This is a genomic window from Methyloferula stellata AR4 (assembly GCF_000385335.1).
In the GTDB taxonomy this organism is placed as follows: domain Bacteria; phylum Pseudomonadota; class Alphaproteobacteria; order Rhizobiales; family Beijerinckiaceae; genus Methyloferula; species Methyloferula stellata.
Genome location: NZ_ARWA01000001.1, coordinates 3,620,499 through 3,647,020, shown reverse-complemented (window position 1 = coordinate 3,647,020; position 26,522 = coordinate 3,620,499). Strand labels below are relative to the sequence as shown.

General features: G+C 59.7%; 19 protein-coding genes. 11 read left to right on the top strand and 8 right to left on the bottom strand.

The genetic code is table 11. The features are described from left to right. Positions 1-37: 37 nt before the first annotated feature. Both A3OQ_RS0117985 and A3OQ_RS0117980 read right to left on the bottom strand, forming a co-directional pair. Positions 38-757: an NUDIX hydrolase gene (locus A3OQ_RS0117985; RefSeq protein WP_020176822.1), complete on the bottom strand. Its 720-nt coding sequence runs from the start codon at positions 755-757 to the stop codon at positions 38-40. Continuing rightward, positions 754-1,656, bottom strand: coding sequence for a PhzF family phenazine biosynthesis protein (locus A3OQ_RS0117980; protein ID WP_020176821.1), 903 nt, complete (start codon positions 1,654-1,656; stop codon positions 754-756). Before A3OQ_RS0117980 ends, A3OQ_RS0117985 begins: the two co-directional genes overlap by 4 nt. A gap of 154 nt (positions 1,657-1,810) precedes the next feature. Between A3OQ_RS0117980 and A3OQ_RS0117975 the strand changes: the two genes are divergently transcribed. Next, positions 1,811-2,134: a rhodanese-like domain-containing protein gene (locus A3OQ_RS0117975; protein ID WP_020176820.1), complete on the top strand. Its 324-nt coding sequence runs from the start codon at positions 1,811-1,813 to the stop codon at positions 2,132-2,134. Positions 2,135-2,254: 120 nt separating this feature from the next. On the opposite strand, the gene A3OQ_RS0117970 is transcribed toward A3OQ_RS0117975, so the two are convergent. After that, a complete protein-coding gene (locus A3OQ_RS0117970; RefSeq protein ID WP_020176819.1) occupies positions 2,255-3,262 on the bottom strand; it encodes a S1C family serine protease in 1,008 nt (335 codons plus the stop codon). 374 nt (positions 3,263-3,636) lie between these two features. Here A3OQ_RS0117970 and A3OQ_RS0117965 point away from each other — a divergent pair, with 374 nt between their 5' ends. Next, on the top strand, positions 3,637-5,391 hold the full coding sequence (locus tag A3OQ_RS0117965) for a methyl-accepting chemotaxis protein (RefSeq protein WP_020176818.1): 1,755 nt from the start codon (positions 3,637-3,639) through the stop codon (positions 5,389-5,391). A gap of 196 nt (positions 5,392-5,587) precedes the next feature. Here A3OQ_RS0117965 and A3OQ_RS0117960 read toward each other — a convergent pair whose 3' ends face one another. Further along, positions 5,588-7,216: a substrate-binding domain-containing protein gene (locus A3OQ_RS0117960; protein ID WP_020176817.1), complete on the bottom strand. Its 1,629-nt coding sequence runs from the start codon at positions 7,214-7,216 to the stop codon at positions 5,588-5,590. A gap of 350 nt (positions 7,217-7,566) precedes the next feature. On the opposite strand from A3OQ_RS0117960, the gene A3OQ_RS0117950 reads away from it, so the two are divergent. Next, a complete protein-coding gene (locus A3OQ_RS0117950; protein WP_152428517.1) occupies positions 7,567-8,304 on the top strand; it encodes a hypothetical protein in 738 nt (245 codons plus the stop codon). Positions 8,305-8,378: 74 nt separating this feature from the next. Continuing rightward, entirely contained in the window at positions 8,379-9,110 is a 732-nt protein-coding gene (locus A3OQ_RS0117945) for a hypothetical protein (RefSeq protein WP_020176815.1), read from the top strand. A gap of 42 nt (positions 9,111-9,152) precedes the next feature. On the opposite strand, the gene A3OQ_RS0117940 is transcribed toward A3OQ_RS0117945, so the two are convergent. After that, the gene (locus tag A3OQ_RS0117940; RefSeq protein WP_020176814.1) at positions 9,153-11,120 is read right to left on the bottom strand and encodes a hypothetical protein; all 1,968 of its coding nucleotides are present in this window, start codon (positions 11,118-11,120) and stop codon (positions 9,153-9,155) included. A gap of 390 nt (positions 11,121-11,510) precedes the next feature. Here A3OQ_RS0117940 and A3OQ_RS0117930 point away from each other — a divergent pair, with 390 nt between their 5' ends. From A3OQ_RS0117930 to A3OQ_RS23760, 4 genes are all read left to right on the top strand, one after another. Then, the gene (locus A3OQ_RS0117930; RefSeq protein ID WP_020176812.1) at positions 11,511-13,352 is read left to right on the top strand and encodes a S1 family peptidase; all 1,842 of its coding nucleotides are present in this window, start codon (positions 11,511-11,513) and stop codon (positions 13,350-13,352) included. 9 nt (positions 13,353-13,361) lie between these two features. Continuing rightward, the gene (locus A3OQ_RS0117925) at positions 13,362-14,702 is read left to right on the top strand and encodes a hypothetical protein (protein WP_026595987.1); all 1,341 of its coding nucleotides are present in this window, start codon (positions 13,362-13,364) and stop codon (positions 14,700-14,702) included. A gap of 190 nt (positions 14,703-14,892) precedes the next feature. Next, a complete protein-coding gene (locus A3OQ_RS0117920; protein ID WP_020176811.1) occupies positions 14,893-17,961 on the top strand; it encodes a virulence factor SrfB in 3,069 nt (1,022 codons plus the stop codon). Positions 17,962-17,977: 16 nt separating this feature from the next. Beyond that, on the top strand, positions 17,978-20,560 hold the full coding sequence (locus tag A3OQ_RS23760) for a virulence factor SrfC family protein (protein ID WP_020176810.1): 2,583 nt from the start codon (positions 17,978-17,980) through the stop codon (positions 20,558-20,560). Between the two features lie 29 nt (positions 20,561-20,589). Here A3OQ_RS23760 and A3OQ_RS0117910 read toward each other — a convergent pair whose 3' ends face one another. The 3 genes from A3OQ_RS0117910 to A3OQ_RS0117900 are packed head-to-tail and all read right to left on the bottom strand — an operon-like array spanning position 20,590 to position 23,578. Next, positions 20,590-21,624, bottom strand: a complete 1,035-nt coding sequence (locus A3OQ_RS0117910; RefSeq protein ID WP_020176809.1) for a histidine kinase dimerization/phosphoacceptor domain -containing protein — start codon at positions 21,622-21,624, stop codon at positions 20,590-20,592. Positions 21,625-21,627: 3 nt separating this feature from the next. Further along, positions 21,628-22,032 (bottom strand): response regulator, encoded by a 405-nt coding sequence (locus A3OQ_RS0117905; RefSeq protein WP_040581397.1) that lies wholly within the window; start codon positions 22,030-22,032, stop codon positions 21,628-21,630. A gap of 34 nt (positions 22,033-22,066) precedes the next feature. Beyond that, on the bottom strand, positions 22,067-23,578 hold the full coding sequence (locus A3OQ_RS0117900) for a sensor histidine kinase (RefSeq protein WP_020176807.1): 1,512 nt from the start codon (positions 23,576-23,578) through the stop codon (positions 22,067-22,069). Between the two features lie 188 nt (positions 23,579-23,766). On the opposite strand from A3OQ_RS0117900, the gene A3OQ_RS0117895 reads away from it, so the two are divergent. From A3OQ_RS0117895 to A3OQ_RS0117885, 3 genes are all read left to right on the top strand, one after another. After that, positions 23,767-24,453 (top strand): hypothetical protein, encoded by a 687-nt coding sequence (locus A3OQ_RS0117895; protein ID WP_020176806.1) that lies wholly within the window; start codon positions 23,767-23,769, stop codon positions 24,451-24,453. 78 nt (positions 24,454-24,531) lie between these two features. Further along, positions 24,532-25,149 (top strand): helix-turn-helix domain-containing protein, encoded by a 618-nt coding sequence (locus tag A3OQ_RS0117890; protein WP_020176805.1) that lies wholly within the window; start codon positions 24,532-24,534, stop codon positions 25,147-25,149. A 102-nt stretch (positions 25,150-25,251) separates the two neighbouring features. Next, on the top strand, positions 25,252-26,445 hold the full coding sequence (locus A3OQ_RS0117885) for an MFS transporter (protein ID WP_020176804.1): 1,194 nt from the start codon (positions 25,252-25,254) through the stop codon (positions 26,443-26,445). The last annotated feature ends 77 nt before the right edge of the window (positions 26,446-26,522 follow it).

Genomic DNA, 26,522 nt, shown 5'->3' with positions numbered 1-26,522 from the left:
CCTCCTCAGGGTGAGGGATCGGTCCTCTCCCTGGGATCTAACCAAGTACGTAGCGCAGATAGGTGAGCATGAAACCCGGCATATGCGCCGGGTCGAAATCCGCTTCCGAGAAGACCGGCACGAGACCCGTCAGCTCGGGCTCTTTGTCCTGCGCTAGAAAAGCCGCGCAGCGCGTGACGATTGCCGACGCTCCGAGCCGCGCCTGCATCGGCTTCATGCAGGCGAGCCGCGGCCCATCGAACACCAATGTCCATTCCGGCGAGATCGTCAGTTCATCGGCGGTCATGCCGGTTTCCTCGGCGAGTTCGCGCAAGGCGCTGGCTTCGAGATCGATGGTACCTTCCTTCAGATCGTCGGGGTCGGGCGTGCCCGATGGAAAATAAATGCGGCCCCCTGCCGCGGTATGATCGCCCATGCGGCCGAGGATGAAGGCCCCATCGGCCGCGCGCAGCGCCGCCATGGCGAAGCAATTCATCACATTCTCGTCGGGGAAGCCGAAGTCGCGCCAGGCGAGGAACGCTTTGTAGTCGGTCTCGAACGCCGTCGCCCGCAAGATCCGTCCTTGCGCATTGTCTTCGATCCGATAGCTGCGCATCATCATGACGCGGCCATTGAAGAGGCTTGGCTTGGCGGCGCAAAGGTTTGCCCAATGCGCATCGATCGCGTCGGCACGGTCTTCCAGAAACGACCATGGCCCCTGATCGAGGACGTAATCGATGCCGGCGACGGTTTCGATGCGCGGCTCGCCCCAGGTCATAAGTCGATCGTGCCTTGGCCGATGACGACGACGGGTCCGCCGATCGAGGCATTTTGCAAAACGCCGTCGGCTACGGTCATGCCGAGCACAATGAGGCTCGGACGGCCCATCTCGAAACCTTGTTCGATGCGCACGGTATGGTCGCCGTTCTCGGGCTTTTCGAAGATCATCAATGCGCCCGCCAAGGCCGCGGCCGCGGCGCCCGTCGCCGGATCTTCGAAAACGCCCAAGGCCGGTCCGAACATGCGCGCATGAAGATCGTTTTCCTTTTCGCAAGTCTCGGTCGTGTAGAGATAGACGGCCGTTTCGCCGAAGATCTCGCCAAAGAGCGAGAGATCAGGCCGCGCCCGCGCGATCGTCGCGAGATCCTTCACTGGAACGAGCATCGACGGCAGGCCCGCAGAATAGAGCGCCGGCTGATGCGCGCCAAATCCGAGATCGGCCTCGGCCAGGCCGAGCGCCGCCGCGATCCTGAATTTGGGGGCCGTGGTGCCGGCTTGTTCCGGCAATTTCGGCAGGTCGAAATGCGCCAATGTGGCGCTCCCTTGCGGGCGCCGCACCGTGCAGGACACGATGCCGATCGGCTCTTCCAGAACCACGCCGACATGACGACTTTTCAAATGCTCCGGCGCCCGCAATTCGGCCAGCAGCGCCGCTGTTCCCACGGTTGGGTGACCGGCAAAAGGCAGCTCCTTGACGGTGGTGAAGATCCGCAGCCGCGCCGTGTTCACCGGATCGTGAGGGTCGAGGATGAAAACCGTCTCCGACAAATTGAACTCGCGCGCGATTTTCTGCATGCGCTCCGTATCGAGGCCCGAACTCTCAAGCACGACAGCGAGCGGATTGCCCGCGAGCGGCACGTCCGTAAAGACGTCGAGAAGGTAATAGGGCCGTTTCAAACGGAAAACCCCTTGGGAAGACCCTTTGGGAAGACCCCTTGGGGAAACGTCCTTGTCGGGTGCGGCGGGCCCCGCGTCAAGCGAGGCGCTTGGCCCATCCGGCCTGAACGGCTATCTTAGCCGCGAAAGTCTTTATGCAGGATGGGGTAGTGACATGGCGGTTGTCGAAAACGTGAGTTTGGACGAATTGAAGGCGGGTCTGGCAGATGGCTCGATCATCCTGGTCGACGTACGCGAGCCGAACGAATTCAAGGAAGGCCATATGCCCGGCGCGATCCTCAATCCGCTGCAGAGCTTCAAGCCGGCCGATATTCCGACCGCGCCCGAGGGCAAGAAAGTGGTGCTGTCCTGCCGTGCCGGCGGCCGTTCGTTAAAAGCGCTCGAAGCGGCGCAGGCGGCAGGCCGCAGCGATATCAAGGCGCATTATCCGGGCGGCATGCAGGCCTGGATCCAGGCTGGCGAAAAGGTCGAACTTTAAAACGCCATCTGGGTTCGTCGTCATGGCCGGACTTGTCCGGCCATCCGCGCGAATACCATCCTTTAAAAACGACATGCCCGGCATAAAGCCGGGCATGATGCTTATTCGCAGGGCGCTTTCTTACCGCTCGCGCAAGGCGACCCAGACGCGGCGTTGATCCGAGCGGCGCAGAAAATCGAGCGGGATCGTCCGTTCGATCTTGTCGGCATCAAGCAGCCGGACGAGATCGTCAGCACCCGAGACTGGCGCGCCGTCGATCGCGAGCAGAATATCGCCGGTGAGCAGACCGGCGTGATCGGCGGGTCCATCCGGTTCGACCGCCGTCACGACGGCGCCCGTCGCCTGGTTGAGGCCAAGGCGCAGCGCGATCCTGCGGGGCAGGGGAATCGTGCCGGCGCCAATGCCGAGATGGGCGCGGCGCACCCGCCCGTGCCGGACGATCTCTCCCAGCACGAAGCTTGCCGTATTCGCCGCGACGGCGAAACATATGCCCTGCGCGCCGGTGATGATCGCGGTGTTGATGCCGATGACTTCGCCGCGCGAAGAAACGAGCGGTCCGCCCGAATTGCCGGGGTTCAGCGCCGCGTCCGTCTGGATCACATTATCGATGAGACGGCCGTTCTTCGAACGCAGCGAGCGTCCGAGCGCCGAGATGACGCCGGCCGTCACCGTCGCATCGAAGCCGAGCGGATTGCCGATCGCAATCGCGATCTCGCCACGCCGCAGCTTTTTCGAATCGCCGAGCCGCGCCGAAGGCAAGAGCACGTCTTCGTCGATCCGGATCAGCGCGAGATCCGTGTCCGGATCGTCGCCGAGCACCCGGCCCGAGAGCGAACGGCCATCGAGCGTCGTGACTTCGGCGCGCTTGGCACCTTGCACAACATGGCTATTCGTCAGCACAAGCCCGTCGGGCGAGACGATGACGCCCGAGCCGGAGCCGGCCGGCTTGCCGTTGCGGCGGATATCGATCCGCACGACGCTCGGTCCGACGCGATCGACGATGTCGGTCACGGCCTGAGAATAGGCATCGAGAAGTGCGGCATCGTCCTCTGCGCTGAGCGTCACAGGCTCAGGGGACTCGTGCGGCGTCTCGTCGAGGATGAAGGAAGTTGAGTGGTCTTCGTACATGGCAGGTTTCCTATCTGGAGGGAAAGATAGGTATCGGCCGCGCTGCGTTTAAGAGGGATATTTAGACAATCGTCTAATTGAGCGGCTAGGCTTGGCGGTAAGGCTCCTAGCTGTAACTTGACAATTTAAAGTTGAGTGCAGCGCGCCGGAAGCCTGTCCAAATGCGATATAGCAGCGGCCCCGTCCGTAAGTAGAACTTCGGAGAAAATTTCGCTCCATATAAGATTTATTAAAACTTATGCGGACATGATCTTTGTTAATCTTAAAGAAAACTCCTCCTGAATTGAACAAGAGGAGATCCTGCCGACCTAGATAAGGGTCTTTCCCAGATGATATCGAAGCTTTTCGACTCGAGTGCTGAACCAAAAGCTGTATTGACAGCCATCAGCAAGTCGCTCGCCATGAGCGAATTGGATCTCGACGGCCACATCCTCACGGCTAATAAAAATCTTTGCGCGCTGCTGGGTTACGATCCAAACGAGATCGCCGGAAAACATCACAGTCTCTTCGTCGAAGCCGACTATGCCCGCAGCGCTGCCTATAAGGATTTTTGGGCCAAGCTCGGCCACGGCGACCATGTGGTCGGCGAATTCAAGCGGATCGGCAAGGGCGGCAAGGAAGTCTGGATTCAAGCCTCCTACAGTCCGGTCGTGAACGCCAAGGGCCAGGTCACGAAAATCGTCGAAATCGCAAGCGACGTGACGGCTGAAAAGCTCAAGACGATTGAGAATACCGGCAAGCTCGACGCCATCTCGCGGGTGCAGGCGGTGATCGAATTCACCCCCGATGGGCGAGTCCTTGCGGCGAATGAAAATTTTCTTCAGACGCTCGGATATAGGCTCGATGAGATCGAGGGCCGCCATCACAGCATGTTCGTCGAGCCGGCCTTTGCGCAATCTGCCGATTACCGCGAGTTTTGGGCGAAGCTCGGCCGCGGCGAATATGTGGCGCAAGAGTTCAAGAGGATCGGCAAGGGCGGCAAGGAAGTCTGGATCGAGGCCTCCTATAATCCGGTCTTCGACCAGAACGGCAAAGTGACGAAGGTCGTCAAATTCGCAACCAATGTCACGGATCGCGTCCGCGACGTAAATGAGATTGGAACGGCCTTGGAACATCTGTCCAAGGGCGATCTGTTCTGGAAAATTGAGAATCCAGTTGTCCCCGCTTTAGAAAAGCTGCGGATAGATTTCAATCACGCCCGCAGTACGCTCAAGCAAGCGATGTGGGATGTCGGTGGAACCGCGCTCGCCATTCAAAAAAGCACCGGCGAAATTCAGAGCTCGGCAGATGAGCTCTCGAAGCGGACCGAACAGCAGGCCGCCAATCTGGAAGAGACAGCGGCCGCGCTCGACGAGATCACTGCGACCGTCCGCACGACGGCGGCTGGCGCCAAACATGCCTGCGAAGTGGTCGGCGGCGCAAAGGTCGGTGCGGAGCGGTCAGGCGAGGTCGTGCGCCGCGCCGTCAATGCCATGAACAGCATCGAGAAGTCCTCAGGTCAGATCAGCCAGATCATCAGCGTCATCGACGAGATCGCGTTCCAGACAAATCTGCTGGCTTTGAACGCGGGCGTGGAAGCAGCCCGCGCCGGTGATGCCGGCCGCGGCTTCGCGGTGGTCGCCTCCGAGGTACGCGCCTTGGCGCAACGCTCGGCAGAAGCGGCAAAGGAGATCAAGGCATTGATCCTCGCCTCCAAAGGTCATGTCGAAGAAGGCGTCGATCTTGTGGGCCAGACCGGCAATGCCCTGACGCAGATCGTCGGGCAGGTGACGGAGATCAATAGCATCATCGAGACGATCGCAGTGTCGGCACAGGAGCAATCGACCGCGCTCGCGCAAGTCAACACGGCCATCAACCAGATGGATCATATGACCCAGCAGAATGCTGCCATGGTCGAGGAATCGACCGCGGCAACGCATGGCCTTGCCGAAGAAATCGCGCAATTGTTCAAATTGATTGCGGGATTCCGCGTGGCCGCGGATAATGGCATGGCCAAAACCAATTCGTCGCAAGCACCTGCGCGCCCGGCCTCCGCCGCGCCCAAGACTGTGTCTGCGATGAAGGTCATGGGTGCGGGCGGCGCCGCGCGAAAGCCGAAAGCCGCGCAAGAGGACTGGGAAGAGTTCTAAAGCTAGAGGCGAGCGAAGAACCGGTTGTGAGCCGTCATTGTGAGAAGCCATAGGGCGCGCTTAGCGCGCCCGTCGAAGGCTGAAAATACGCTCGGCTAAAAGCCGAGCTATGGCTCCGAAGCAATCCATGCCGCCGCTTGAGCGGTTGTCTCGGGATTGCTTCGCTTCGCTCATGACGACTTGGCCCTCTGCCGTTCTATCGTTCGATCCAAACTTCGACGCGCCTGTTCTTGGCAGCTCCGGCATCGCTCTCGTTACAGGCGACCGGCGCCAGGTAAGAGAAAGCCGAGATATTGTCTCGCGTCACGCGAAGGCCCGTCTTCTGCAATTCGAGGCCCACCGCCACTGCACGCTGCGTGGCGAGATTCTGATTGGACGCCCAGCCGCCGGAGGAATCGGCAAAGCCGATGAGGTAGAAGCGTTTGTTGGACATGGCGGGCGAAGCCAGGTAGCGGCTCAGTCTCGCGACATCTTGCAGAGCGCGATTGTCAAGCTGGGCGCTGCCCTTTTCGAAACGGAATGCAATCGTCGTGCGATGCGTTTGACCCATGGCGCGGCTGAAGGAACTCGCAACCGACGCCGGTATCGGCTTGTCATATCCAAGCGTCCGTGAGGAATTGTTGAGGACATCCTGCGTCCAGCGGCTTTGTAGGTCGTCATCTTCGAAATCGATCGCCTGATTGACGAATTCGGCATCGGTCACGGTTGCCTGCGCATCGTCGGACAGAGCGAATTCGAGAAGCTCGCGCGCTGTCGGATTGGCCGGTGCGCCAAGCGTATAGAGATAAAGCCGCCGTGCCAGCGGATATTCTTCGTTCTTGACCGTGAACTTCGAAGGGCTGCTTGCGATCCCGCAAGGAGACGAAATCGAGAGCGCATTGTTCTTGCCGATATAGGGCAGGCCGATGAAGCCAATGCCCTTCGGATCATGCGCCACTTCGTCGGACAAGGATTCGCTCGACTCGAACGGTTTGGCTTGCGGAGAAATGTCGCGCTTGGTGCCGCCGCTCGGCTGCAGGACCAGGCTCTTGAATGTATCGAAGGTGCCGGATTTATTATCGCGGCGGTACACATTGATCGGCAGATCCGCGCCGCCGACATCGTGCCAATTGGTGATCTCGCCCGAGAAGATTTGCGCGATCTGATCGAGCGACAATTGCTTCACCGAATTGGTCGGGTTGACGATGACCGCCAGGCCGTCGAGAGCGAGAACATGTTCGTTGCCCGGAGCAAGAATGTTCACGTTATATTTATCGCTCAGTTTCTTCTGCTCGTCGGCCGTCAACCGGCGTGAGGCCATGCCGATGATGGCTTTGCCTTCCAGCAATCCCGGTGTCGCCGTGCCCGAGCCATGCGACTGCAGATCGATCACAGTGCTCGCACCCGACGAGTTCTTGAGGGTGATCTGCTCTTCTTCGTTGCCGATCAGTTTGTTCGCCGGTTTGACCCCGAACTTCTTCGTGCCATAGGCTTCGATCAGCATGGGCATGAGGCGCTCGCCGATCGTGTTCGAACCTTGAACGCCGAATTCATTCGAACTCGTAGACGCGTTGCTTTGGGTGTTTTGCGTGTTTGACGATCCCGCTGCCTGGCATGGAACATTTATGCCCTTGACGGAGCTCGCCGGATATTCGAGCGGCGAACTGCTGCCCGGCACATAAAGAAAGAACTTGTTATCCCGCGTTTCAAATCGCTCGACGCCGATCTGAACACCGCCCTCCAAGCAAAAGATGCTTTGCTGCTGGGCCATGCCGATTTGCGGGAAGAAGCAAATCCCCATCGCCGTAACGAGCAGGGCGCTCTTGGGATTTTTGAACCCGACCATCGTTCCTCCAATGATTTGTGATCAATCGAACCAGACTATCTTTGAAAGAAGTGGCACTGCGTTGACGCCTGTAAAAATTAGCACGCAAGCCGTCAATCCCAAAGGCAGCTTTGCGAGCCGCAATGGATATGACGATTGCACGACGATCACATGACACAGGCCATCGCGCGCATCCGACGACGTTCAACGAGGTCGTAGATATCAGCCTTCGCGCTGTTTTTCTGTGAGGCGCGTCACCGACTCATATGCAGGCAAGACTTATGCTGATGTCGCGCGCGATTTAATATACGCGATGTGATCTGGATGAAGTGATCTGCGATCGCGCGCTGTTGCAGCCGGAAGCAAAGAGAATGCGTCGGTTCGGGCTGAATGCTCTACTTTGGAGCGCCTTCGGGATTATGATCCTGCTTGGTGCTTATGTCGCGCTGAACGCTTGCGATCTCGGCCTCCGCTCGCTTTTTGCCTCGAACGCCTGTCAAGCGCGGGCGGCAAGTGTGGCTCTCGAATCCGAACGTGCGCAAGAAGCGCAATTGCAGTCGCGCATTCACGCCGAGGAAATCCGCTTAGCCCTTCTGCCAGCCTGTCCTAAACCTGGTCCTAAGCCTCAGCCGCTTCAGCCCGAGCCCTTGCCGGTGGTGAAAATTCCAGATCCGCCGCTGCGGATCGAGCCGGAGCCTAAGCAAGCGTTCGAAGTTCCGAAGAAACTCGAGGATCTGAAAGGATGCTGGCAGTCGGCGCGCGGCGATATTGATATTCTGACCGATGACGCGCAGCATCTGCCGGTCGGCAAGGCGCGGCTGTGTTATTGTTTTGGCAGCAATGGCGAAGGGGTGGCGCAGATTTCCTATTCGGACGGTGCCGCTTGCCGGGCCAGACTCGTCGCCCGGATTTCGCCCGATCAGGTGTTCATGCGGCATGACGTGATTTCCTGCCGCAAACATCGCGATTACGTCGTGCATGATATTACGTGTGGCGGCAATCAATCCGATAAGACAACCTGCGAAATCATATCGCGCGGCAAAACCTACATAAGACGAGTGGAACAATTCGTCCGAGTGACGGATGATTATTGCAATTGGGACGGCTGAGCAGGCCGAGGACCGTAGTTTCGATCGCGCTTCGATAAAACTGCCGCTGGGCCAAACGTGCCGGAGAGATGGGAATGCGCCGGGGTCTCAACATTTTTCTCTGGAGCGCCTTCGGGATTTTGATCTCGATCGGCGCCTATGCCGCGCTGAACGCTTGTGACTTGGGCATCCGCCCTCTGTTTGGATCAAGCGCCTGTCAGGTGCCGGAGGCGAAGGCGGCGCTTGAGACCGAACGCGCGCGGGAGGTGCAATTGCAATCGCGCATTCACGCTGCCGAAATCCATTTCGCACTTTTGCCGGCCTGTCCCAAACCCGTTCCGCTCCCACAGCCGCAGCCGCAGCCCTTGCCGGTGAAGGTTCCCGATCCAAAGCTGCCCGTCGCCAATCCCGCGCCGGTGCAAACCCTCGAAGTTCCGAAGAAAATCGAGGATCTGAAAGGATGCTGGCAATCGGCGCACGGCGATATTGACATGGCGTCGGACGATGCGGAGCGAAAGCCTTTGGGCCAGGCGCGGATTTGCTTTTGTTTCCGGAGCAACGGCCGGGGTCAAGTGCAAGTGCGCTTCACGGACGGCGACACATGCCGCGCCGATCTCTTTGCCCGTATCCTACCGGGTCAGCTGTTCATGCACCATGAAAGGGCCAGCTGCCGCAGGCATCCATTTTATGTCGCAGCCGACATAAGGTGTGGCAACTCCCAAAGCGAGCAGACGGAATGCGAAATACAAAATCTGGGAGAGATTCGAGATAAGATCACCGAGCAGTTCAAGCACGTCAGCGACGAATATTGCGGCTGGAACGGTTGAGCGGGGAGATTCCGGCCTCGGCTCCGGTGCTCTATTGCATTTTTATTCCATCTTTCCCCGGATCTCGAGCTGCACCGGGCCCGACGTGCATTGCGGATATTTCATCTGAATGATCTTTTCGGCTTCGGAGATGACGCCTGTGGCCGTGGCGCCGGGCGTATTTTGGACTTTCGCCAAGACATTTCCGGAGGGGTCGATGGTGCCGTCCCATTGGTATTTGACGCCGAGGAAATCATGCTCCCAATTGATGCGGTTGCCTTTCACCTCGACGTTGATGCCGAAATCCGTTTTGGCGCCGCAGGCGGCAAGCGAACGGCCCCAATATTTTCCCTCCGCGACAACGGTCTGCTGCTGCGAAAGTTTTTGACAGGCGATCTTCGCCCGCGAAATTTCGACATCCGCATCGGCTCTGTGCGATCCTGACGCGCCATATCGCGTCAAATAAGAACCCCTATAGCAGGCCTCCACATTGCAGGCCGTCGCCGCGGCGGCGCATCGTTTGGCGGCGAGCCAAGCATCGTCCTCGTCATGGGCGCTCTTGCATTCATTGTCGATTTGCGCGGATTCGCTTTGCGCGTCGGAGCCGTTCTGGTCCGAAGTTCGATATTTGGAGAGATAGGAAGAATAGCAATGCGCGGTGCAGCGTCTTGGACCGCGCGCGCATTCGCGTGCTGCTTGCAGCGCCGCTTGTTCATCGGCATTGGAGCAGCTCTTCGCGATGGTCTCGGCGTCGGTTTGGGCTTCGCTCCTATGCAGGCCCGACGCGAATGTGTTCAGATAATCCGCATAACATCCGGGCGATGCGCATTTGCGGGCGTTGTCGTGCGCACATTGATTGGACTCTTGCCAGGCCTTATCTTCCTCGGCATCTTTCGGATTGACCTCGGGTTGCTTGGGTTCGGACTGTGAGCCATTTTCGCAGGACAGGGGCTTGCTTTCGCATTCGCAATCGACTTGTGCCTGCTGCGCGGCATCGTCGATTTTGCGGCGCATGGGGCCAATCGAATAAAGCGACTGAAACGTCCGCGTGCAGGCCACCTGAACGTCGCAGCGCGACCGCCCGCGCTTTTTCAAATCGTCGATACAGGTGAAGGCGGTTTGCGCCGCATCGACCATTTGTTTGCAGACATCGTTGGACGTTTTGGCTTTTGCCTCGAGCTCAGGCCGCGACGGCCCTTTCGGATAGGCGGTGATATAGGGTTCGACGCAATCTTTGGCGACATCGCAATCAAGCCCGCCTTGCGATTTGTAAAAGGCGCAAACCCTGGCTTTTTGCAGCGCCTCGACCTCATTCTTGTCGACCGGGCAATAGCCTTGGGGCAGCCAATCGCAAGGCACGAATTTATAGGCGGTAAAGCCGGCACCGGCCAAGACTATGAGACCTAAGAGCAAAGGCAGAAGAAATCCGCGCCGCCCGGAGCCACCGCCGGTTCCATCGTCTCGATCCTGTCGCGAACGCTGCGTATCCGCGCGCGTTTCCAACGTCGTGGCTTCCTCATCCAGCGGCGGCGGCGTGGACGTTTGAAGCCCTGGCTCGGCCTCTTGTTCCGCCTCGTAATAATCTTGCGATTGCTGCTCTGGGACTGCATCCCCGCCCGATGTGGGCTCGGGTGTGGCAATCGCTTGCGGGGATTCCAACGGCTGCGATTGCACGCCGTAGATCGAATGCCCCGGACGTCCGCCGGGTATCTTGGGCATTTGCGGGACGGCATTTTCCCATGTCGTCTCGAAGCGCAAAGATCCGTCGTCATTTGCAAATTCGACGGTGTCGAGTTCGCGCAGATGATTCACGATCTCCGGGCCGACCCGATAGACTGTCGAACGGTCATCGCCTTCGATGCGCGATGCCGTGAAGTAATGCGCCGATTTCTGCCACGAACCATCCGGTCCCAGAAAGCCGCCTTCTTGCTGAGAGCGCACCGACAGATGAAGCGTCGGTTGGGTCAGTGGACCGTCGAATGCTAATTGAGCGTAGCCTGGGCGAAGATCGTCCAACACTCGCAAGCGCATCTCTTATCTCCCAGCGAACGCTGTCGCATATATAACTAGATGGCCGCTGTCACGCTCTCACGACGATGAGCTTTCAGCCATTGTTATAAAATTGTCATATGTCTTAGGCCCTGCGGACCGAAGGCGAATAGGGCCGTAAGCCTACGCTAAGCCTTGGTCCGAGGGTATCGTCATCTAATTGTCATATGAGATCCTTGAACGTCTCGCGACGGCACTCTCGGTCGCGCAAAGCGATCTTCGTGCCTCATCTTGCGAAAGAAAAACGCGGCCAATCAGAGGCGATGTGTACTTAGTCACTTGGTCATCGCAGGATCGAGTCTATAGACTGCGATTGTAAAACCTATTGCACCATGAAGCGTCGTTTGATCGGCCGACGTAGCCGGAAAATTCATGCGCGAGAATCGCCATTTCGTTTGCAGCACGGATATTTCTGGACGCGAACCGGCGCGGATTGGCGGAGCTCCGGCCGTCAATCATTATCGCGCTCTGATTGATCGCGTCGAAGCTTTGGCCGGACGCGATGCCGCGTCGCTGTTCGCCGAGCCCGTTCTGCCGGGCGGCGGGGCGCGCATAGCGACGACGATATCCTGGTATTGCGCCTTTGAAGGAGCGGTCATCGCGCTCGATGCGATCGATGAGATCGCGCGCAGGCCGGTCGCTGAAAAATTGTCGGCGCGGCTTCACGCGCTTTCGCCAGCGCTGCGTGATCGCAGCATCGGTGAGGCATTTGGAACCTGGCTGAACATCGCCGCCCCATCCGATATTATTTCGGTCGGCGGCGAACCGATTTTTGTCGATTGGGGCTTTCTGCCGGCAGGCGTCGTGACTGAGCCTCTGGCGCGCAACGATCATTTCGCTCGCACGCTTGGGCGTTTCGCGCCGGGTTTGAGCCTGCCGCCCGTAGAGGCGCATGCGGTGGCGGAAGATTCAGCGCCGCCCGATTCCAATGAGAGAACGAAAGTCTTGTCGCCGCCGCCCACGCCCATTCCGGAGAAACCCGCCGTGACAGATCCAGCGCCGCACATGGGAGCGTCCTCGCCGCCACCGCCGCCCTTGCCGCCGCCGATCCAGGCCGCCGCGGGCCGGCCGGGGCCATGGCTCGCGCCTCTCATCGCTTGCGGGGTCGCCGCCATCGGTTTGATCATTTTGCTTTTGCCGGGCGTTTTAAAATTCCCCTCCAAGAGCACCGTCGATCACGAGGCGCTGGAATTTGAGAGACTGCACGCGAGCAACGAGTCGTTGGAGTCGCAGCTCAAGGCACTGCAGACGGTTGCGGGTGAACGCGTGTGCCGAGCGGGCGATCCGGTCGTGCAAGTCCCGGGCACGGGCCCAAGCGATCCACCGTCAAAGATGGAGCTTTTGCCGCGGCCGCCGGACCAAGTGCCTCTGCCGGGCCAAGCCAATAAAGGCACTCCCGATTCCGCGACGATCGCCAGCCTGCTCGATGCTGCGACCGTTCTGGTCTTCGCGGCGAAGACCGAGGATAGCGGCACCCAAGGCACGGGCTTTTTCATCAACGACCGCAACATCGTCACCAATAGGCATGTCGTGGAAAACAGCAAAGACGGCGGAATCGTCGTCGCGAGCCGGTCGCTTGGCGGCGTCAAACGCGCCCGGCTTGTCGCGACATCGGCGCCCAAAAAGGAAGACAATTCGATCAATGTCGATCTGGCGGTTCTCGAAGTCGAACCTGTTGCGAACCGGACCTCGCTTGCGCTCGGCACCACTCCTGCGAAACTGTCGACGGTCTATATTGCCGGCTTTCCGGGCTTCATCACCGAAAAGGATGTGGCCTTCGATAATTTTGTCCGCAAGCTGTCGGAGAATCCGAACGACCCCAATGCCGGCAAGTCTTCCGACGTCACCATGCCAAGTCCGGACATGCGCTATGGACGCGTCAACAATATCATCAGGTCGGGTTCGGATGCCCTTCCCATCATCCTGCACGATATGCAATTGGCGCCGGGTCACAGTGGCGGTCCGCTCGTCGATGCCTGCGGACGCCTAGACGGCATAAATTCCTGGGACATACGTCCCGAGGATGGGCCGCAACAAGCAAACGTCGCGCAGGATGCGTCGATCCTGAGGAGCTTCCTCAAGGATCGCAACATCAGTTTCAAGAGCGATGACAGCGCTTGCTCAAACGGCCCTACGCTCGCGCAGACGCCGCCTGTTGCGCCGCAGACCATTCCGCCGCCGCCCGTCGCGCCGCCGCCGCAAGCGCCGAAATAGGCGAGAGACATGTATAGCGTTCGTGTCTGCACGACCAATGATCGCGATCTGCCGCCGCCGGAACTCGGGCCTGGTCTGAGCTGGGACCGGTTGACCGAGGTTTTGGCACGCGGCGTGTCAGCCGAGGCGGCGGGGCTTCTCGCCGAGCCCATCCACGATGACCTGCGGGGTCAGACCCATTGGCACGTTACATCCCAGGATGACCCGCAGCCGATCTCGGCGCTCAGCGAAGACGAGCAAGACAGATTGCTCGCAAGACTCGACGCAAGACGCCAGGAAATCCTGCAATTTGCCGCGCAAACGGAAGCGCAGGGCGGCGATCCGAACCTGCGTCTGGCCGCGGCCTTGCGCACGATTCTCGCTGTTCCCGATGAAAGGGCGCATGTGTGGTCGGCCGACGGCAAGCCTGTGTTGACGGCTTGGGGACGTGCGACTGACATTCTCGCGCAGCCGGGCGTTCAGCGTTTCGTCAAACGCCGTTCTGATGCGAGCCTGCTCGGCGACGGAGGTGCCGCCTCAATCATCGGCTCGAGCAACCGGCCGATCGGCGGTCCGCCGGACGGCGCCGCGCCGGGCGCATCGGCCGGACCAGAGGGGCCCGGCATTGAAGCCTCTTCCGCCGCAACGGGTGCGGTGGCTGCAGCCGTCATCGAGCCGCGCGGCCCGCTTTGGCCGGCAGCGCTCTTATGGACACTTTTCGGCATCCTCGTTTTGCTGGCCTATTATACGTTGCTTCCGGCCTGCGGATTGAATCTGCCCTTTGCCTCGAGCCTTTCCAATCAGTGCCGCTATGCGGAGAAAGCGGATCTCGCCGCCGAGCGCATTAAAAACGCGTCGTTGCGCGATGCGATCTCCGCTGCCGAACTCCAAGTCGCGCAAAATCGCGGGGCCTGCACGGCGCAAAAAGACAGCCTCCTGGACAATCAGCAGACCAATCCGCCAAGCCTCAAAGACGCGGAGGAGCGGGTCCAGCAGGCGAATGTGTCGAACGAGAGCAAATTCGACATCACCTTGGTCTGGAACGGTCGCGAAGATCTCGACCTTCACGTCTTTTGCGCCGATGGGCATATATTTTACGGCAGCCGGTCAGGCTGCGGCGGCATACTGGATATCGATCGCAATTCGAAGAAAAGCGAGGCGATCGACAATCCTGTCGAACATATCGGCTGGCAAGACGATCCACCCCCAGGCGATTATCGCGTCGAAGTCGTCTTGTTCGATCGCTACGAACTGCCGCCGCGCAACATTCCGTTCAACGTGATCCTTCGCGATCCGACCGGCCAGCGCGAATATAAGGGTCAAATTCAGCAGCCGAAAACGCCGATGCAGGTCGTGAATTTTCATAGGTGAGCAATGTGACTTTTCAAACATCATGCGCGATCGATGGGGACTATGAAGAGCGCGGAGCGGCATCTCGCGATCGGACATGTCCCAATAGGGCATCCTCAAGGTCTGACCTAACACTTATGCCCATCGGTCTTATGCGTCTTAGGACTCGACGATCCGATCAGACAAGTTATCTCTGAGCAAGAGGCTAAATATGACGAGCCGTGCCAACGCCGAGATTATCCGAATCGTTCCGCATTCCGGAATCCAGTTTCTCGCTCTCGAGTTCAATCTGGACGAGGGACCACGCTTTTCGCGCCCCTTCATCGAACATAAGAGAGTCGAGCAGATGGGACCGGACGGCACCTATCCGGTGGAATTGCGTCCCGGCTGGAACGACGACGATTTCGACGCGGAGCCGCTATTCAAAGCCCAAGGCTCGGATGCCGCTTACGATCTTTCGAAACAAAAGGCCTTGGAGCCTTTTCTCTCGCAATGGGTGCCTGTGCCTTTCCTCGCCGTTCAGCCGCGCCGCGATGCGTGGGGACGCGATCTTTTCCATCAAGGCCCGACCAATTGGTGCCGTGTCCGCGTCTCGCCGATCGAGCAGCCGCAAGAATCGGGCGCCACGCATCGCGCCGTCTTCGCATTCGATACGGAACTTTTGGAGCGGCGGCCCAATCGGGCCTATGTCGCTCCGAGCCCGCAGGATGCTTTCGCCGAACAGGAATTCGCGCTTGCCTATCTCTTCCGTGACATCGCGGCCTTTCTCTCCGATCCGCGCACGATCGGAGCCGATCAGATCGATTATCAGGAATGGGTCGACCGCTGGGTGGACGAACTCTTCATCGCCTTCAAGACCGCGCAAAGGGGTGGCCGCGCGCTGCGGCCGGAAGATCGCGAGACGCTCGAACATGCGGCGCGTTATGTCGCCTTCATCCAATTGCTCGATGCTTTTGTCCCGGTTCCGCGCATCAAACTGATCGATACGGTGTCGAGCGAGCCGACGGTCAAGCCGGTCAATGTGGATCTCGTTCTCGACATAGGCAATAGCCGCACATGCGGCATGCTGATCGAGAATTTTCCGAACCAGCAGAAGATCGATCTCGGCAATTCGTTCATTCTGCAATTGCGCGATCTCGAAGAACCGCATCAGCTTTATAAAGAGCCTTTCGAAAGCGATGTGCAGCTTGTCCAGGCGCAATTCGGCAAGGAGCATCTGTCGCGGGCGTCGAGCCGCACGCGCGCCTTCTTCTGGCCGAGCCTCGTGCGTGTCGGTCCGGAAGCGGCGCGCTATCGCGAGCGCGGCGACGGGACAGAAGGCACGAGCGGCATGTCGAGCCCGAAACGCTATTTGTGCGATGTCGAGCCGGTCAATCAGGAATGGCGGTTTCAGCCGGGCGACTATGGCGCCGACGGCGCGCCGCCTACGATCTATCTCGCCGCGCGGCGCTTCATGAATTTTCGCGGCGATGTCTTGCGTCAGCTTCTGGACGAGCGGCGTTTCTACGATCGCTTGGCGTCGGCGGTCGACCGCACCGAACTCGAAAAGCCGGCGGTGCGTCTCACCTTCTCGCGTTCGTCGTTTTTCACGCTGCTCGTCGCCGAAATTCTCATGCAGACGCTTTCGCTCATCAACAGCCCGCAAGTGCGCGGCAGCCGCGGCGAGAAGGACACGCCGCGCCGCCTGCGCCGAATCATCTTCACATTGCCGACGGCGATGCCGGTGCGCGAACAAAGATTATTGCGCAGCCGCGCGCAGGCGGGCGTCAAACTCGTCTGGGATCTGATGGGCTGGGCGGAAAATCCACCGCCGGGCGTTCTGGTTCCCGAAGTTCATGCTGCCTGGGACGAGGCTAGCTGCGCGCAATTCGTCTATCTCTATAGCGAGATCGCGCATAAGTTCGGCGGCGCCATCACGGACTTTTTGGAGCTTGTCGGCAAGCCGCGTGCTTATGCCGAGGCGCAGAGCCCCCCACATGGCACGCCACAGCCGTCGATCCGCATCGCCAGCATAGATGTCGGCGGCGGTACGACCGATCTGATGATCGCCACTTATTATGCCGAGGCCAATCGCGCCATCGTGCCGAGCCAGACCTTCCGTGAGGGTTTTCGCATCGCCGGCGAGGATGTGTTGCGCGAAGTGATCCAGCAAGTCGTCTTGCCTGCGATCGCCGAGCATTTGCGGGCTTGCGGCCTTGCCACCGCGCGCGAATTTCTCGTCGACCGCTTCGGTGCCGATCGCGCGAATATGGCGCAGCAAGACAAGCATTTCCGTCGCCAATTCGTGCTGCGGGTTTTAAAGCCCGCGGGCCTCGCGCTGCTCTCGATCTACGAACAGGCCCCCGCGGGCAGCCTGCCGGAAACGCGTAAACTCTCCGACCTCATCAATGCCTCGCTTGGCGGGCGGATCATCGACTATGTCGATAAGACCGCGGCGTCCTGGGGCGCAAAGGATTTTCGTCTGGCCAATGTCGATGTCACGCTGGATTTCGACCGCATCCGCGGGGCGGTCGAAGGTGCGCTTGGCGAGGTCTTCGAGAATATCGCCGAAGCTGTGCATCATTTCGATTGCGATATCGTGCTTCTCTCAGGGCGGCCGTCGCGGCTGCCTGCGACCATCGATCTCTTCATCAACAAGCTCGCGGTGTCGCCCGACCGCGTGATCCCTTTGTCGAATTATCCGGCCGGCAACTGGTATCCGTTCGGCGGACAATCGCGGTTTCGAATCGAAGATCCGAAAACCGCCACCGTCGTCGGCGGCATGCTCTGCGCCTTGGCGGAAGCGCAGATCACCAATTTCACGCTTTATGCCGATCGCATCACGATGCGCTCGACCGCCAATTTCATCGGGGTGCTCGAGCGCGACGGCAAGATGCGCGAGCAAAATGTTCTTTTCTCCAATATGACGAATGCCTCGACGAAAACGCCGCAAACCGCGCAGGTCGATTGGTTCGCTCCCATGCCCCTCGGTTTCCGGCAATTGCCGCTGGAGCGCTGGATCGCAACCCCGATGTATCGCATCAAGCCGGTCGGCAGTTCATCGCTGCAGGCGATCCAAAAGCCGGTGACGATCGTGCTCGAACGCGAATTGCCGGAAGAGCTTCTCGATTACGACAACCGCAATTTCTCGGCTGCCGAGGCGCAGAAGGAAGAAATACGCATTGTCGAGGCGACCGCTCGGGACGGCGCCAATGTCACGCGCTCCTTCGGGCTCTTTCTCGATACTTTGGCAAATGAAGAAGTCTATTGGCTCGATAGCGGAATTTTGAACGTCATCTGAATCGGAGTGTAAGATCATGAACGAGGCCACGCTCGTCAAAGCTTGCGAATCTACCGCGCTCGCGGCGCAACAGGCTTTGGATTGGATCTCGGATCCGAAGAACGATCCGCGCATCGGACAGGACCGCGCCTATCTCGAGCGCAATCTGCGCAACCACGCCTATCAGGCAAAGAGGCTGGCGCGTTCCGTCGAGCGCCCGATGTGCATCGGCGTGTTCGGGCCGAGCCAAGCGGGCAAATCCTACCTCGTTTCCGTGCTGGCTCGCAAAGGCGAGACATTGACGGCGCTCTTTGCCGATCCGGCGCGGCCGGAGATCGACTTCATCAAGGAGATCAATCCTTATGGCGACAAGGAAGCGACCGGTCTCGTCACGCGCTTTTCGATCCATAAAACCCAGACGCCGCCCGGCTATCCGGTGGCGCTGCGGCTTTTGACGCAGACCGATATTTTCAAGATTCTCGCGAACTCCTATTTCTTCGACACCGATCTTCAAGACGAGACGATCCTCTCACCCGAAGACATCGATCAGCATATCGCCAAATTCGAAACGCGGTTATCCGGCTCCTATGTCGATACGCTGCGCGAAGAAGACATTTGGGATATAGAGGAATATTTTCTGACCCAGATCAGGCGCACGGAAACCCGCGTCTTCGCACCGTTCTGGGATCGCGTTGCCAAAGCCGCGCCGCGCCTCGGCCTGCGGGAGCGTGCCGAACTGTTTTCGATCTTCTGGGGCCGTCATGAGCCTTTGACCGGACTTTATCTGACGCTTGTCGGCGCGCTCGAAAAGATGGATTTCGCCGAAGAAGCCTTTTGTCCGCTCGATGCCTTGATCCCGGCGACGCATGGCATTTTGAATGTCGAGACTTTGGCTGGTATCGACGATCCCAATGCCGACAAGCTGACGATCATGTGCCCGGATCATTCGACGGTGCAATTGCCGCGGCCGGTCTTGACCGCGCTTGCCGCCGAATTGCGAATGGTCTTGAAGGAAAGCCCCTGGCCCTTCTTCGAACATACGGACCTTCTCGATTTTCCCGGCTATCGCAACCGCACGCCACATAGGCTTGCGAAATTCCTGGCCGAGGCCAAAGGCACGGCGCTCAAAGAATTGTTCCTGCGTGGCAAGGTCGATTATCTCTTTCAGCGCTATACGGCGGAGCAGGAATTGACGAGCATGCTGCTCTGCCTGCGGCCGAGCAATCTCGATGTGACGACATTGCCGAGCGTGATCGAGGAATGGATCGGCGTCACGCATGGACGCACGCCCGAAGAACGCGTCGGGCGTCCGGTGCTATTGTTCTTCTTGATGACCATGTTCGATCAGCATTTGTCGGAAAAGGTCAGCGACGAGGGCACCGATCCGGGATTGCGCTTTCAGACGCGTCTTGAAGCCTCGCTGTTGAAGCCTTTTGCGAAAGTGCCGACGGCCTGGCCCTTGAAATGGACGCCCGACGCGCCGTTCAAGAATTGCTATTGGATCCGCAATCCCAATTATAAGGCCGAAGGCGTCATCCGCTATTCCGGCCGCACGGAAATGAGCGTTCTGCCGCAAAAGGTCCCGCGCATCGCCGAGCTGCGCGAGGCCTATACGAAAGTGCCGGAGGTCAATGCGCATTTCCGCGATCCGTTGCGGGCTTTCGACGAGGTGATGCGGCTGAATGACGGTGGCATTTCCTATCTCGCCGAAAATCTCGCCCACGTCTGTCAGCCGGGTATGAAGCAGGCGCAGGTCAAAGCGCGGCTTGGCGACTTGCGCACGCATCTCATGCAGGCCTTGAGCCCCTATTTCATTCCGACCGATTCCGCGCAGCGCGTAGCTGAGCGCACGGCGATGGCGGAACAGGTGATCTCCGAATTCGAAGAATGTATAGAGCGGCAAAAATTCGGAACGTTCCTGCGCGGCATGTGCCTCGATCGCGAAAGGCTCGCCGATGCGCTTTATGAAGCCCGCACGCGCGGCCTGACGGAAGAGGCAGATGCCGGACAATTGGAACAGGCGGCGCCGAAAAAGCGCAGCAGCATTCTCGACGCTGTAAAGGGCGGTGCCGGGGGGCGGTCTTCCGCGCCCCCGCCGCCGCCCGCGCCGCGGCCCAACCGCCGCGATATTCTGGCGCGTCATGCGCTGCAGGTCTGGTCGCGGTCCTTGCACGAGACGGTCGAGGATAGTTTCTTCGTGAGCGAAATCGGCGTCTCACGCACCTCTTTGCGCGAGGTTGCAACCGAAGTGCTCGCGACCTCGCGCCGGCTGCGCCTCGAAGACGCGATCTGCACATCGCTCAATGCGATCTCTCATATCGAGACGGCTGAGCAGGGCGCGGCCAAAGCAACGATCGTCGCTGAACGCCACATCAATCGCTTTGTCGCCACGCTCGGCGCGGAGCCGCCGGAAATGCCGGTGGCCTATGATGCGAGCGGCATCGGCATGGAGCCCGTGGCGGTGCAGCAGGATTTCGTCTTGCGCTGGCTCAGGACCTTTTATGCGCATGTGCAATCCAATGCCCAATCGGCCGATGGGCTCGTGCATAATCCAGAACAGAATTTTCTGCTTGGCCAGATCATTCAGAGCCTGGGAGCGTCTGTCACAGCGGCGGAGTGAGAGATTTTTGCCGCGACGAGGTGCGCCGATTACAGCTCGAATTCGAGGCTGACGCGGCAGCCTCCCGTGCCCTCATAGGCGACGGAAGAGCCGAGGCTTCGCGCCGTTGTGCTCACAATGCGGCTGCCGAGGCCCGTACCCTTCGCGGGGCCTTCGCCTTTCCACCCGATCCCATCGTCTTCGACCGACAGATGCACGCGGCGCGGACCCACTTCGCGGAACTGCACGCGGATCTCGCCCGGCTCCATTTCGGGATAGGCATATTTGAATGCGTTTGTGACGAGTTCCGTAATGACGATGCCGATCCAGATGGCTTTGTCGGTCTGGACGGTGATGGGATCGGCGGTGAACCGAACCTTGGAGGCGTGTCCTGTGGCCTTGAGCGTCGCGCCCAATTCTTCGAGAAGGCTTCCAAGATAGCCCGAAAGTTCGACGTAGCGGACATCCTCCGACGTATAGAGGCGCCGATGCACGCCGGCGATGGCGGAAATCCGCGATTGCACTTCTTCCAACGCGGATTTGACGGATGGATCGTCATGCGTGCGCGCCTGCATCCGGACGAGTCCGGCAATCAGGGAGAGGCTGTTAGCGACGCGATGATTGACTTCATTGAGCAGGATCTCGGCGCGGTCGCGTGCTTGCCGCATGTCTTCCAAGGCGCGGTCGCGTTCGCGTTCCAGGCGCACCTTCTCGACGGCCTGATCGATGGCGGTTCCAAGAAGCTCGAAAAATTCTTCGCCGACGGTTTTTAAGACATAATCTGAAGCGCCGGCCTTGAGCGCTGCGATCGCCACGGCCGTTTCGTCGGTGCCCGTGACATAGACGACGGCGGGCAGTGCAGTGAGGCCGCGCATCGCCGCCAGAAAATCGAGACCCGTGCCGGTCGGCAGAAAATGGTCGAGCGCGACGACATCGACGCCGCCTTTCGCGATCCGCTCGAGCCCTTCTTCCGTTGTAGAGGCGATTTCCACGCTATAACCACGCCGGCCGAGCGTCCTCTGGATCAGGCGGGTCAAGCCCGGATCATCATCGACATAAAGAACGGAGACGGGCGAGGGCGGCATAGATCAATTGGCTTCCGGAACCTGCATGACGGTAAAGAAGAGACCGAGCTGACGGATGGCATTGGCGAAGCCTTCGTAATCGACCGGCTTGGTAATATAGACATTGGCGCCGAGATCGTAACAGCGTTGGATTTCGCGCGCGTCATCCGTCGTCGTCAGCACGACGACGGGCAGCCTCCGCGTCGCAGCGTCGGATTTGATCCTCTCAAGAATAGAGATGCCGGTCATGTCCGGCAGATTCAAATCGAGAAGAACGAGAAGATGGCTGCCTTTTTCCGGATGGCTTCCGCCGAAGAGAAAGCCGAGCGCATCGGTTCCGTTCGTGAATGGGATGATCTCATTGCTGACACCGGCACGCCTGATGTTTTTTTCGATCAGACGCGCATGGCCCTCATCATCCTCGATCATGACGATTTTCACTGGCTTTGCATTTTCGCTCACGTCAGTCCGCTCCGGTTACTGTGCGTAAATCTTTCGGAAGAATGACCTTGAATGTCGTTCCATATCCCAGTTCGGATGAAAGCGTAATGTCGCCGCCCAAATTCCGGACCATGGCGCGGACATGGGCAAGGCCGATACCTTCGCCGCGCTGGTTTTGCACGCCTGAGCGGCGGAAAAGCTCGAAGACGCGTTCGTGATCCTGTTTGGCGATGCCGCGTCCATTGTCTTCTATGGCGACGGATATGGTCCGCCCATACTCTTTGCCGATGCGGATTTTGATAGACAGCGGCCGGGCCGGGTCGCGGTATTTCACCGCATTGTCCAGAAGATTACCAAAAATTTGATCGAGCGCCAGCTTATCCGAAATAATGGGATTAACCTTGCCTTCGATCGTAACCGTACCATCGGCATCGATGATTTGATGCCGGACGCTTTCCACGGCGGCCTGCAACAGCGTACCGAGATCGACAGGCTCTGGCTTTAACGTGCGGCGCCCCTCGCGGGACAGTTTAAGGATGGCATTGATCAGCCCGTCCATCTTGCGCGTCGAGGACCGGATGAAGCCGATGGCTTCCGGAAGATCTTCGAGCGCCGCCAGGCGTGCATTTTTGACGACGGGATCATTGGTCTCGTCTGCCCGCCCGATGAAGGCCTGGACCGGCGCAAGGCTTGTTTCCAATTCGCTTGTGAAGCCCATGATGTTGACGAGCGGCGCCCGCAAGTCATGCGTCACGATATAGGCAAAGCGCTGGACCTCTTCATTGGCGCGGCCGAGATCGGAGGTTCGCTCACGTACGCGCTCTTCCAGTCCGGCGTTGAGCTCCTGGACCTCGCGCTGGGCCGTGGCGAGCCGTCTTGTGTAGCGCAAGACGACAAAGGCGTTTCCGACCGTGACGGCAATAATGATGAGTGCTCCGCCGAAAATCACAAAGCGCAGCCGCGATATGGCAATTTGCTGCCGCTCCACGCTCTGACTGATGTTGTGGTCGGCTTGTGCGACGAGATCCAGGAAGGCCTTTTGCTCATCCACCATCAGCTCGCGTTCGTCATTGCTGCTGAAAAGCGCCATCGCTGCGTCGCGGCGGCCGTCGATCCGGGCAAGATCGATCGTTTCCTTCAGCTTGGCGAGAACGCCGTCGACGGTGGCGACAAGACGGCCAGCCGTCGGCGCGGCATCGGCGCCGGTCAGCATCGAGCGGACGCGATCGAGCTGCGGGCCGATCTTCGCGACGGCTGAATCATAGGGCTCGAGATAGCTTTCATTGCCGGCCAGCAAATAGCCGCGCTGACTCGTTTCCGCCTGCAGGATGAGGATATGGAGAGCGGCCACGGCCGCTCGCTGCTGGCGGGCGCGGTCCAGACTGTCGGAATAGATGTGGGTCTCGCCGACAAGCCATAGCGTGGCCGCGACGATCGCGACGAGCGCCGCCAATCCGATGAGAATGGCAATAGCCGTCGATCGGAAGAAGGCGCTTTGAGAGCTCGGCATCCCGTAGCGCGGCATAGGCATCATCGGCGATCCAAGTGTCAAAGGTGCCTCTATGGCTGTTTCGGCTGAGCGTTAATCTTAACGGCGCGGTTGGTATTGCACGCAGCTTAATCCAAAGAGGCGCGATGAATATAGGGCTGATGGCTTGCCTTCTTGTCGCCATGCCGCACACTCCTGCGTGATGATTCGTCTCCGTAAGGCCAGAGCACGAGATGGTTGCCACTCCGCCGCCGGAAGGCATGACTGAAGAAGATTACGACGCAATCCATGCGGCCGTCGTCGAGACGGTGCGTGGCCGCTGGTTCCTCACCGAATATGCGCGGCGCAACCGAGTCGAGGAAGTGCAAGAGATGCTCGCGGCCATCGGCCGGCTCGAGACCGTCGTCATAAGCCAGCGCGCCTTGCCGCCACCCGATGTCTCGCCGCACCTGCGGCTTTTGACGCAGCGTGCCGATGAGATCGCGACGCGGCTCGCCGATATTATCGAGGAGCTGCGCGAGAGCGGCGCCGATGCCTATCTCTGCGACGATCTCGATACCCAGGCCCGCGCCATCGCCGGCCTGCCGAAAGCGCCGGGTGCCGAGCCGATGCCGGCCCCGCCCGCAGCGCCGCGCCCCATCGCGGCGAAAGCCAAACCCGCTCTGGAAGCGCCTCAAGATTCATCGCGGGACCAGTCGAGGGAACCGCCGCAGGCGCCCATGAAGGAGGCGGCCAAACTCGCAGCGCCACTTGTCCCGCCACTTGCCACGCAGCTTGTCGCACCACCCGCGCCGCCTCCGGCCCCCTCGCTGCCGCGAGCGACACCGTTGCAGGTTCCAGGCACGGACGATCCGCGTCTGGCGGCGCTTGCCGCGCTCGATCGGCTCTCTTTAGCCGAAAAACTCGCGCTTTTTTCCTGAATCGGCCAAGAACCGTTCGATATTTCAAACGAAATCGGTTATTATCTCAAACAGTTTTTCCCCACCTGAGAGCAGAGCATGGGCGTAGAGGGTCGCGACAAGGCGAAGGCGCTTGAGGCAGGCGCGGTCGCCCTATCCGGTCAGCTCGGCAAGACGGTACAGCGCCTGCGCAAGGCCTATAATCTTTCGCTGTCGGAATTGTCCGAACAATCCGGCGTTGCGAAATCGATCATCAGCCAGATCGAGCGCAACGAGACCAATCCCACCTTGGCGACGATCTGGCGGCTCGCGCATGCGCTCGATGTCTCGATCGAGCGCGTTTTGCAAGCCGCCGAAGACGAGCCTTTTTTGGAAAAATGCTCGAAGGGCGATACGCCGATTCTGATGTCGGACGACGGCAAATGCAGGCTTGCGATCATCGGCTGGATCAAGACGGTCGAATGGCTGCAATGGTATGAGTTCTCGGCCGACCCCGGCGGCGTTTTGGACTCAGAGGCGCATCAGCGCGGTTCGGTCGAATGCTTGTCGGTGAACCTTGGCGAGATCGAGGTCGAGGTTGCGGGCACGGTCGAGCGCGCGAGGGCAGGGGAAACCTTGCGCTATCGCTGCGACCGGCCGCATACGATCCGCAATGTTTCGAGCGAGCCCGCCTCCGCCATGATGGTGTGCATTCTCAAAGCCGCCGTCATGGAATGAAAGCGTTTTCAGCAAAAGTGGGTACCGGTTTGCGCCCGGAAGTGCGATCAAACAAACGACTCATGAGCGTGTTTTCAGTCAGAGCACGTCTTGGATAGGTGGGTGAGCCGCGCCGCGCTGCGGATCAGAAACAGGGCCGCGTGGCGGCTTTATTTTCTCTCCGCCGCGCTGTTTCTGCCGATCGGGCTTTATCTCACCTATTTTCCAGTATGGCTCGCAGCAGCCGGGTTGGACGACAGCGAGATCGCTCTCGTTACCGGCGCGCCCTTCGTCTTGCGCGTCCTCGCAACGCCTTTAATTGCCTTTATCGCCGACAAGCGCGGGATCGCCGTGACGCTCGCCGTCTGTGCCACGGCGATGTTTGCGGGCTATGCCGCGCTCGGTTTCGTCAGAGGCTTTGTGCCGATTTTTCTGGGGGCGCTCCTCGCCATTTCGGCGCAAGGCACGATGCCGTCGCTGGCCGACGCGCTGAGCCTTTCGGAAATCCGCCGTCTTGAAAAAGCCCGTCAGCCGCCGGTGCGCTATGGCCGTGTGCGTATGGGCGCTTCGCTGAGCGCGCTAACGATGATGCTTTTATCCGGCGCGGTCGTCGCGGTCTTTCCGGGCGAGCGGATCATCCTTGCCATGATCTGTTTGGCGCTTGCGGCGGCGGGTGCTGCCGCCTGGGCCGGACTCACCATGCGCAGATTCAGATTCGATCCGAAGGCCGCCGGCGGCCTGACCGAAGATCCGGCGGATCTGCGGCTCGCGATCATCTGCATCGCGGCAGGGTCCCTGACGCAGGCGAGCCATGCCGAAATCTATTCTTTCGGCACCTTGCTTTGGGAAGCGCAAGGCTTTTCGCCATCTTTCGTCGGCGTGGCTTGGGCGATCGGAGTCGCGGCCGAATGCGTTTTATTCTTCACCGCCGAACACTACCTCGGCGGCGCGAAGAATGCCGCGCGTTTTCTGGTGCTGGGCGCGGCCGGCGCCATGCTGCGCTGGAGCGTGATGGCGCTGCATCCGTCGGCGCCCGTCGTGCTCGCGTTGCAGGCCATGCATGCGTTCAGTTTCGCCTCGACGTACCTCGGCACCGTGTTGTTGATCGGCAGTCTCGCGGGGCGAAACCATCGCGCGCGGATGCAGGGCTGGTATTCGACCGTCTCCGCGCTCTCGATGGCGCTTTCGACGGTGGCCTGCGGCTGGCTGACGAGCCGATACGGCACGGGCGCCTATCTCGCAATGGCGTGTCTTGCAGGGTGCGGCTTGGTCTTTGCGCTGTGGAGCGGCGCGATCCGCAAAAGGCTCAAATTTTGACGCATGATCTAGGGAGGTTTGTCATGCCCGGCCTTGAGCCGGGCATCCAAGCACAGATAGTTTCATTCCTGGCACTT